The organism is Methanosarcina sp. UBA5, from assembly GCF_002505485.1.
Lineage (GTDB): Archaea > Halobacteriota > Methanosarcinia > Methanosarcinales > Methanosarcinaceae > Methanosarcina.
Genome location: NZ_DAVG01000051.1, coordinates 1 through 9,948, shown reverse-complemented (window position 1 = coordinate 9,948; position 9,948 = coordinate 1). Strand labels below are relative to the sequence as shown.

The 9,948-nt window shown below is 38.9% G+C and carries 11 protein-coding genes; 3 read left to right on the top strand and 8 right to left on the bottom strand.

Features of this window, described 5'->3' with window-relative positions; genetic code table 11:
• Positions 1–572 precede the first annotated feature (572 nt).
• Genes BP621_RS04790 through BP621_RS04780 form a run of 3 tightly spaced genes read left to right on the top strand, consistent with a single transcriptional unit; the run spans position 573 to position 1,694 of the window.
• Positions 573–713 carry a hypothetical protein gene (locus tag BP621_RS04790; RefSeq protein ID WP_292388246.1) on the top strand — a complete coding sequence of 47 codons (141 nt, stop codon included), beginning with the start codon at positions 573–575 and terminating at the stop codon, positions 711–713.
• Positions 714–734: 21 nt separating this feature from the next.
• The gene (locus tag BP621_RS04785) at positions 735–1,295 is read left to right on the top strand and encodes a toll/interleukin-1 receptor domain-containing protein (RefSeq protein WP_292388245.1); all 561 of its coding nucleotides are present in this window, start codon (positions 735–737) and stop codon (positions 1,293–1,295) included.
• A gap of 45 nt (positions 1,296–1,340) precedes the next feature.
• The gene (locus BP621_RS04780; protein ID WP_292388244.1) at positions 1,341–1,694 is read left to right on the top strand and encodes a hypothetical protein; all 354 of its coding nucleotides are present in this window, start codon (positions 1,341–1,343) and stop codon (positions 1,692–1,694) included.
• A gap of 231 nt (positions 1,695–1,925) precedes the next feature.
• Here BP621_RS04780 and BP621_RS04775 read toward each other — a convergent pair whose 3' ends face one another.
• The 8 genes from BP621_RS04775 to BP621_RS04745 all read right to left on the bottom strand — a co-directional run bounded on the left by BP621_RS04775 (position 1,926) and on the right by BP621_RS04745 (position 9,666).
• Positions 1,926–2,120: a CxxC-x17-CxxC domain-containing protein gene (locus BP621_RS04775; RefSeq protein ID WP_292388243.1), complete on the bottom strand. Its 195-nt coding sequence runs from the start codon at positions 2,118–2,120 to the stop codon at positions 1,926–1,928.
• 649 nt (positions 2,121–2,769) lie between these two features.
• Complete coding sequence (locus tag BP621_RS04770; protein ID WP_292388242.1) at positions 2,770–2,958, bottom strand: DUF2795 domain-containing protein; 189 nt, start codon at positions 2,956–2,958, stop codon at positions 2,770–2,772.
• 256 nt (positions 2,959–3,214) lie between these two features.
• Complete coding sequence (locus tag BP621_RS17185) at positions 3,215–3,313, bottom strand: DUF2795 domain-containing protein (RefSeq protein ID WP_394339283.1); 99 nt, start codon at positions 3,311–3,313, stop codon at positions 3,215–3,217.
• Positions 3,314–4,397: 1,084 nt separating this feature from the next.
• Positions 4,398–4,976 (bottom strand): hypothetical protein, encoded by a 579-nt coding sequence (locus tag BP621_RS04765; RefSeq protein ID WP_292388241.1) that lies wholly within the window; start codon positions 4,974–4,976, stop codon positions 4,398–4,400.
• A gap of 455 nt (positions 4,977–5,431) precedes the next feature.
• Positions 5,432–5,833: a VOC family protein gene (locus tag BP621_RS04760; protein WP_292388240.1), complete on the bottom strand. Its 402-nt coding sequence runs from the start codon at positions 5,831–5,833 to the stop codon at positions 5,432–5,434.
• A 222-nt stretch (positions 5,834–6,055) separates the two neighbouring features.
• Positions 6,056–7,054 (bottom strand): TIGR03557 family F420-dependent LLM class oxidoreductase, encoded by a 999-nt coding sequence (locus BP621_RS04755; RefSeq protein WP_292388239.1) that lies wholly within the window; start codon positions 7,052–7,054, stop codon positions 6,056–6,058.
• A 288-nt stretch (positions 7,055–7,342) separates the two neighbouring features.
• The gene (gene alaXM, locus BP621_RS04750; protein WP_292388238.1) at positions 7,343–8,074 is read right to left on the bottom strand and encodes an alanyl-tRNA editing protein AlaXM; all 732 of its coding nucleotides are present in this window, start codon (positions 8,072–8,074) and stop codon (positions 7,343–7,345) included.
• 284 nt (positions 8,075–8,358) lie between these two features.
• A complete protein-coding gene (locus tag BP621_RS04745; RefSeq protein WP_292388237.1) occupies positions 8,359–9,666 on the bottom strand; it encodes a cell surface protein in 1,308 nt (435 codons plus the stop codon).
• Positions 9,667–9,948 lie beyond the last annotated feature (282 nt).

Sequence of the window (9,948 nt, the reverse complement as noted above, 5' to 3'; positions counted from 1 at the left end):
GCAGCTACTAAAGATAGTTTTACACCATCAGCCAGAGACATTATGTAAAATAACCCGCTATATTGTATAATTGTTTGTTTTTATATAAATTATTTAATGATATTCTTTAATTTTATCCCCGACAGCCAAAAAGGAAAAACAAATAATGAAAATTATTCATTAAAGATAAAATCTCTAATAGGAATTCTCGGTCAAACTTTCTGTTCAACCCTACCTTCATAGATAAAAACACATTTTAGCACTCCAGGATATAGTTCCCGCTGTCGCCGTTGCAATTGACTTTAATATAGTAATGTGCCTTCAGGGAAGAAGGCAAGCCTATAGGCTTATTTTCTATTTTTATTTTCATCATGCTACTCCATTTCAGTTGATTTTCAATTATCGAAAATTAGTAGACTAGAGATATAAATCAAAATTTATAATATCTGATTTTAATTTAGAAAAACAGATTCCTATACTTCTATAATCGACAAAACTAACCTTACTTTACAGATAGATAGATTTTTGAAAACTTTCTCATGATAGAACGTCCTGATAATTTAAAAATTATATTTGAACAAGGGGGATTTATTTTGCCAGAAGAAGACAAAGAACCATCTTTTCAGCCTGAACCGATACCTGAACCTGAGCCTGAACCTGTTCCTCCACCTGAGCCGATACCTCATCCGGAGCCGGAAAATGAGCACGATAAGAAACCAAAGAAAGTAGAGTAATTCCATTAAAGTACGGCAGCTATGATTTCAAAAATTTATATATCTCACTGCGAGCAGGACGAACCACTTGCTCAGGAACTTGCCAGAGCTCTCTGGGTCGTGGAGTTGGAAAGCTTTTCATCCCTGTACAGGAAAGCTCGTATTCTTTCACTGGGCGAAAGGATACGTTTTGGTATTCGCCAGTCAGACTGTTTTATCCCGATTCTCACACAGAAAGGTGCAGGATCTCCGGAAGTAAATCAGGAGATTGGCCTTGCAGTCGGAATTGAACAGCTTGTAATTCCGCTGGTGGAAGCAGGAGTCGAATTACCTGTCCTGATACACCATCTTCAGCCAATTGTCTTTTCTCCTGAGACTTATGAGGATGCTCTGGGAAAATTAATACAGAACCTAAGGGAACTGACCAGGCTTGACTGGCTGAAGATAAAGTGTCCCTATTGCGCAGAGGAGATGACACAGTACATCTCACCTCAGGAAGAGGTAGAGAGAGCTCTTCTCGCAGGGAAGCACCTTGAGACAAGATGCAATTATTGCCAGAAAAACATTCATCTGGACCCAAGAACCTTCAGACCTTTGCTCTGATTATTGATCAGCAACCGGATTGAAAATAGAGAAGGGGTTGAATTGATGGGAAGAAAAGCAACAAGTGAAATAAAAGATGAGCCCGAAGAGCCAATAGTAGCTCGATTCAAAATGGGTAAAACGGCTGTAAGCGAGCCAGAGGTTAAAGGAATCGAAAATCTCACCCCAGCGGAAAAAAAACATCTGCTTCTGCAACTTTCCCGCGATAAGATCAAAGATAGCTCTGCTGGCCCATGGGAAATTGTTGACATATTCAGGGAAAACTGGAGAGCCGTCAAAGCTACGTTAACTCAACCAGTAGAAATTGATGTAAGGGATGTAGGAAGGGATGCTCTCTTTCGGGTGTCACTGGATATAACGCAGTTAGAAAGAGAACTCGAAACACAGGAACCGGAATAATATTCTTAAATTTAAAGCTGCTTCATTTTAGATTTCATTCATTTTTAAATTATAGATTATCGTATTTTCAGGGCGACGTAAAGAAAATTAACAGAAAGAAGAAAATTGAAGAAAAAGACAAAAAGACAAACCAGAAAAGAAAAAGGAAGCTTGAGGTAAGAATAGTAACCTCAGCGAATCAATTAAAGATTATTAATTAGAATGAAACAACAGGGATTGATCCCAAATTTATTAATACCTTTTAGGTTTACGCTTTGCGTAACACTCCCTGCAGTAGACCGGCCTTTCAGGATCCGGTTTAAAAGGCACTTCTGTTTCTTCACCACAGTCTGAACACTTTGCTTTGTACATCGTCTGTGGCCCTTTACCATAGCCGCGTTCTCTGCTGGAACCCCGATCCCTACTCTGGGAACCTTTTCTTTCCATTATGATTTCCCCTATTTGACTTCTCGTTAAAGTTAACACAAAGAGAATTATCAAATAATTCAAAAAGAGCCTCATTTATGAACATGTTATTGTCTGGGGATCTCGATGAACTAATTGAATTATTAATATCTGGTATAATGGTATTTATTTTTACTGCATTAAGCTTTATTAAACTTTAACAATTTCTTGGCTTTTGAGCCGAATGTTTCTTAATTTATTCCAATGAGCAATGAGATTTTACTCAAATTATTACAAGATTTATCGCATTAGACCCCGCTAATATTTGGGTTTCCAGAAGTAATATTAGGAGTTCAGACAAAAATTTTGTAATATCATTTTCACTTTGAATTAGTCTGCTTCTCACAAAATAGTACATAACTATTTTATTATATTTTTATAGTGTATTTACAGTATATTTAAAGCACATAAAGCGCATTCAAAGCATATTTAAAGTACTTTTGATATTTGTTAAATTTTTAATATTGAAGTTGCCAGAGAAATAGCCCAGAAATCTTGATCAGATGTCACATTCCAAAGAAAGAAAGGGGGTTTATTAGCCTCCTTTTTTATTTGGATAAAGAGGGAGCCTTTTTTACTCGCTCCCCATTTAATACCTCCCATTTAATACCTTACTGAATCTAAAGTAGAATTATTTTCCTTGAAATTCTTTGCTGACAGCTGCAGCATTGGTATACTCCTTGTCAGGAAGGTCTTCCAGAACCTCAATTACCTTATCGCTAGCATTGTGCTTCTTAGCGTGCTCAATAAGCTGCTTCTTCTTTACGGGATAATCTATATCCTTTAAAGCCTTCTGAACTTCAATTGGACTTGTTTGCATAAATTCCCCCCACTTTTTATTATTTTTGAATTTTCGGTCATTCTCGGTTATATCGACTATACAATGTTCAATAACTTACCTCTTGCATAGGGTAAGCCATTATTTCGGTACCACCTGGACCTAGAGATACTGTTCTAAAACACCTGCTTAGTGAATCAGTACTCTTTTGGGTTTGGTGGTTTGATGGTTCGCTTTCCAGACATTCGATTTTTCTGGTAACCTCTCAAGGCTGTTAACCTCTCAAGGCTGTTATGCTCTATTTCAGGTATCCACTCAGAAGATCCAGAACATTATTGCTTGCCTGCTCACCTTCGGCAAACTTTACAAGGTCATCTCTACTTGCAGGATAACCTATTCCCCGCCGGTTATAGATTCTTCAGCCTGGCGTGGACCTTTTATATAAGTTCACCTCCCTGGATTCAGGTAGCTATTGCCTTTCCCAATTAGTTGCCCACCCACCATTGAGTATTATGTTAGATATAATATAAAAAAGAATTCAAATCAAACGTTTGGTAGAAGATGATTATTTAGATCTAACAGCTTTTTGCTTTTTTTTGAAATTAAAGACAGAACATATCTGTAAACCAAGGGTTTTGGTTAGCATCTATTGAAAGGTATGCCTTAAGAAATAGCTTGGTTTAACAGGTAGATTGAAGAAAGAAAAGTCCCTTCATGGGAGTAAACGACGCCGAAAAACTACTCTATCAGTAAATAAATTCGCCACATATATAGAAAAACTTTCTTGAAAGCTACCGAGGCTCAGAGTTAGTAAATGAAAATAAATTGATATGATTTTGGCTTATAATTCTGTAATATAAAACTAACGCTGAACTCCGCATGATTTGATAAGCTTAATATTTCTCGTGCCTATCAGTACAGGCTGGGAAATAAAAAAGCGAAATGGGTAGCTTTGATAGCCTATTATACAGCTTATCTAATAGTGCTGTTCGGAATGTGTTGAAGAAGTAGAGGAAAAGTAGAAAACTGAAAAATTCCCGAAAAACAGGCTTGAGTAAAAATCTCTGTTTGTTTTACAGAGAAGTTCAAATTTTTGCTGCATTTTCTAATCAGATACCTGAGCTTGCTAGTTTTTCCGACGCTAAGGCTAATAAATTCAGATTAGAGGTGCCTGCGAAAAGCCAGTTTAAAACCCCTGTACCATTATTTGCTTTCCTGCTAATTAGAGCAAGCTCATCAATAGCCGGATGAGGATCAGAAGGATGATCAATCCGATAATTAACCTTAGAATCCCGATTGCCATTTTACATACCCCTATTTAGAGATAAATAAAACATAATTTTTATATAATTTAAATCTACAGCATACCTCGAGAAAATCATTCTCAGTTGCTAGATAAACCTACAATATACATGAGCAAACCTGAAAATAAAGGAATTAAGAAATTATCATTAAAGAAAAATTTGAAGATCATTTGCGAGTTAAATTCCCGGATTGTCTGCAAACCTATAACGCTTTCCAGCAGCATTCCACCTGTAGCCCCAGTAAAAGCCTGAGCAGGTGTCACAAAAAGTAAAGACGCTAAAAAGGCTGCTATTATACCTGATACTGTCCCTTCTGTGGTTTTTTTCTCCCGAGTACGGCAGCTTATGCCTACCTGCCAGCACGCCTAAGGCGGTTGCTATCGAATCTCCGAACGCGACTACTGCAATTGAAGCATACACAATTTCTTCAGGGAATAATATAAGAGAAAGGATTATTCCGCAAAGGAGCAGGATAGTTCCTTTAAGCGGTATAGTTTGCTTGGAAGGCCTTCCCCATCTACACAGGAAAGTGGATAAGCGAAGCGGAAGCTTATCCAGAATAATAGCTATTGAAGTTGTTATATAGAAAGCAAGCAGAAACAGCAGGAGAGGCAGTGCCATATCGCCGGCTACCCGGATTAGAAGAATTAAAGTTATACCTGTGAATAGGTGTATTAACTGGCGCTCAACTTCACCTTTAAGAGCGGCTTTTTTATCAAGGTCACATTTTAAGTTTTGATTGTGTTCATTTATCATAAAATCACATTTTGGTGACCTTATACAATTATAATCCCAATCAAAGAAATGGAGTTAAAAACTCTTAAAAATGAAAGAACTGAAATGTGAGCCTTATTATCGGAAATTCTGCATATAAATGAAATATATTATAAAATATATAAATATATACATGATAAATTTAGAAATTAACATTAGACAGAAAATTAGGTATAAGATTAATATTAGACAGAAAATCCGGAGCTTCGGCTCTATAAATAGAAAAATACAGGTATTCAACTTGAACTTGATAAGAAAAAGAAAATGCTTTATGTAAAAAGAGATCCTCTTCCCCAAATTTCTGTTAGAACGACCCTTTAAGGTATAAACGCCTGTGAAGGCTTATGAAATCAGCTCAAGTGGACAACAGTAGACTACCATGATTCAGCAAGCGAGGCAAAGTAAGCGAGGCAAAAATAACTTAATTTACTTTATTTTTACCTGGGAGGCTCTATTAACCAAAGTGGATTCCCATACAAATCTACTATGTGCGCCTGTATACCGTAAGGCGCCTCTCCTGGCTCCTCGACAATCGTTACGCCTTTTGCCCTTAGTTCATCGCACGTTTTCTTGCAGTCATCGACTTTAAATATCAGCGCTGGGGTTTTACCTATGAGTTCAGTCTCCCGCTTTGCTTCGGCCTCGCCCTGCATTGCAGGATTGGGCACATGGAGAATTATTTCTGTACCCTGGCCGTTTGGAGCGACGGACAAAAAGCGCCATCCAGGCACTGGGCTAACATCTGTTACTTTTACAAAGCCGAGCTTATTCGTATAAAAATCAAGCGCCTCATTATAGTCTTTGACGAATAGCATTACGTGCGTCATGTCTTCGATCATATACATACCTCAAATAATAACGCACACTTAAAACAACCGCAAACGTTATAATTCTTTGAAGAAGGCTCAAGTATGCCATTTCATAAAGGGTTTTCTCAAAACAAACTTTTGATCTTGACACAGGTAAATGCGTCATCTATTGTCTCGAATCAACATACACTGTAGAAGAGGAAAGTATAAATAAATTACATAACTCAGAAACGTTGAAAAGGGGAAAGGAGATCATCCCATCTCTTTTAACCCCGATAAAACATCTTTTCCGTAGGCTTTGAGGAAAGTTACCTGGTCTGAAGCTGCCGAATGGAAATAAATGTGCGTGAAACCTAAATCAATAAATTTCTTTACAAAATTAATGTGGTCTTCAGGATTTTCGGAAAAACAACCATGTTTTCGTATTGTATCCGGACCTACGACTTTCCCATTTTGAGCAGACATCTCCGGAGTGTATATTTTATTAACGAAAAGGGCAGGTATAAGTGCTCCAGCCCAGTACTCCATGAAGTTTTCAATAGATGCTTCAGAACCTGTCCCATAGTCCACAAAAAGCTCTATAGCCTTTGGCAGATCTTCTGGGATCTTATCTGAATCCCTGGCTCCCTTTTCAAACTCGGAAAGAATCTGCTCATACTTCTGCGTATCTGACTCTCCCCCTACAGTTAGAAGACCGTCCCCATAGTAGCCTGCAACGTAAGCACTTTCAGGCACAAGAGAGGAAATATAAATAGAGATATTATTTTTAGGCAGAGTATATATTTTTGCGTTCTTTGTCCGGTAGTAGCACCCATCAAAACTGACCTTCTGTCCGGTCCAGAGTTCACGGATAAGTCCGATTGCCTCTATCATTCGTATCTGACGCTCGTCATACTGCGGCCATTCGAGGGTCACGGGATATTCATTTAGAGCTTCCCCTGTTCCGACTGCAAGATAGGTCCGTCCTCCTGCAAGCGAAGATACGGTTGCAGCGGCCTGAGCGATAACAGCAGGGTTGTAACGCAGAATCGGGCAGGTCAGGCCTGTTCCCAGCTCTATGCTTTGAGTACTCACAGCCGCCGCTCCAAGCCAGCTCCAGACAAAACAGGCCTGCCCATTTTCACTCCAGGGATGGAAATGGTCACTGGCACCAATACTCTCAAAGCCTGCCTTTTCGGCCGTTACGACCTGTTGCAGCAACTCCGATGGAGGAAACTGTTCAGGCGCGATTTTATATCCTAGTTTAAGCAATCTTACCCCCCCATTGATCAGTTTATCAATTGATTAGTTTATAAGTTAAATTATAAATAATATTAGATAATTGTATTCAGACTCAAAAATTCAAAGTCCAGCCCAATACATCCTGCTGAAAGAATACGACCTTCTTGAGACCTGAACTCAGAAAGAAAAAAGGAAATGGGAAAGTGGGCAGAGAAAAATAAAGAAACAATAGAAGAAAAAAGAAACAATAGAAGGAAAAAGTAAAAAAGAAAATAATAAAAGAAAAGACTCAGGTTTGGTCCAGATTCGATCCAGAGCTTAATCCACGAGCGTAAAGTACATTCTCCTGTTGCTCTTTCCTTTATTCTGAAGTTTTGCAATCTTTATGCCTTTTATTTCCTCAGTATTTTTAACATGGGTCCCCCCACAGGCTTCAATCGTAACCCCTTCGATTTCGACTATGCGCACTTCTTTTATTTCATCGGAAAAGCCTTTCGCCAGCGTGGTTAACCGCGAAAGTTTTTCTTCGGCTTCTTCGCGGCTTACAAGGTAGAGATTAACAGGATTTTTCCGGGCTATAATATCATTGGCAATTTTCTCATATTCAGCAAATTTGTCCCTGTCAAAAATCTCAAGGCTGAAATCAACTCTGCTCTGATCAAGACCAAGCTGGTTTCCAGTTATCTGAGCTCCTGCCTCCTTCTCAATCACATTTGCGATTACGTGAGTTGCCGTATGCATCCGCATGTGCCTGTAACGGTGATCCCAGTCAATGAATCCTTTTACTTTGTCCCCTGCTTTTAATCCGTTAGAAACACTTTCGTCAGCTACCTCGTGACTGATATCTCCATTGAACTTACCCACATACAGGACATTAAATTCAGCCCCATCTGATTCACGAACTAATTTTCCGGTATCATTAGGCTGACCCCCGCTTTCGGGATAAAAAGCGGTACGGTCAAGAACTACAAACCGATCATCTGTAACTTTTTGGACAGTTGCTTCGAATTCTTTCAGATAACAATCAAGGAAGTAAAGCGCTTCTGTCATTGCCAAACCTCTTTTCTTAGACATTATTAAAGGAGATAAAAACTTTCAGAATACATACACTATACAGTTTTGAGCAAAACCCAGACCTCGCCAACCTGATTCTCCATAACTGCAGAAAACAGTAACCATGGGAAAACTTATTTCGGTTACTTATACCATAAACATATCCGCAGCTTGGAAAATTCAGACTCCATAAATCTGCCCTATTAATTTAGTTAAGTATCTTAATTATAATACATCTCTCTTGAGCGAAGCGAAAAGGGCTTCGTGCTCCCGAGGCGCGATTAGGGCCGTGCTCCCGAAGTGGAACTCGGGAAGTTCACATGTACATAGCTGTCGATTAAACTGAGACTGGCAAGAAATTTTTCCTTTCGGTGTTCCAGTTCTTCCATTAAAGCGGCCAGCTTCTTTTCAGACTCCTCAATATCCTCTTCAAGCGAGCGAGTCCTGCTTAAAAGTTCAGTTTCCTTATGTTCGAGTTCAACCAGTTTTCCGGTATCCGAGCTTTCGAGTTCAACTTTCTTTGCCTCAAATTCCTGCAAGGCTTTAAGATACTCTTTTTTTCGATCTGGAAAACTCGAGATCGCAGCTTTAACCTGTGACAGGGCTTTTTCTTTTTTCTGGGCCTGCATATCCAGAGCATTGTCCTCAAATATCTTTTGGAGTTCCGGGAAAAAAGAAGGATCTACATGCACTGGAGACTCAAGGCAAATATCAAGTTGTTTCTTTACTTCCGGCTTTAAGGTATACCTGCTGCTTTCATGAAGTTTCTTAATCCTTGAGAGATGGCCTGAAAGCGGGAGCACTAGAGAACTCAAGCCTGTCTCGGCTTTTTTGAGTTTTTCCCTGGCGGCAGTAGATTCTGCCTGCAGATTCTGTAAACTCTGCCAGATAGCTCCTTTTTTGAAATCCTCGAGAACTTGGCTGGCTTCGAGAGTTTCAGCCTTCAAAGCCTGTATTTTTTGGTTTCTGGATTCAAATTCCAGCGCTTCGGCAGCTATTGAGGCAGAAAGCTCCTGTATATTATTAGTATCTGAGCGAGCTGCTTCTATGGTGTCCATTTCCTTCTTATTTACCTGAATTACCTCTCCGAGCTCGTTAAAAACCTTACCCAGGCTGGCAAGGCTTTCACTAACTTCTTTTGATTCTTCAGAAAAAACGCCTCTGGTATACCTGAAACTCTGATTCATATGCTCCAAGCAAGTGTTCAGGTTCTGCGTAGCTGCCCCATAGAAACTTTCAAGAGCCCTGAAATCCCTGTTTTCCGTCACTCTGATTTTATCTATCAACATTGTGACCTGTTTTATCACATTTTCTCTGTTGCTCTTCGCTCGCTTTACAGCCCTGAGATCAAAGTCTCCCTCGACTTTAGCTTCCGCAAGCCTAAAGTTACTTTCCTTGAGTGCCAGAAGCGAAGCTTCAAGTTCTCTCAAAAGGTCGGATACATCCTCTTCCACCCCGGAAGAGATTTTTTGAGATCTTGTATCCAGCCATGCTGGCAGGTCTTCAAAATTAATCTCCCTGAGACCAGTCTCCACACTGGAACCTTCTTTTTTTCCAAAGAGCTTTTTAATCCACTTCAACAATGACATTCCCTGAATTTGATAAAACTATATAACTTATTGCATTAATTCGGTATATTTTTGAAATTTGTTATATGAAAGACTTATTCTGTAAAAGACTTTCCTGAACTAAAAAACAAAATAAAAGAAAGATAGATCCTACAGATACATATAAAAGAAATTAAATGCATTTTATATTGATAGTCAATGGATTAGTATAATCCTGCACTTTACTTTAGAGGTTTACTTATTATAAGTCATACTTTTCATAAGTTCTATTATTTATAAACTCTGCTGTTAATAAGTTCTGCT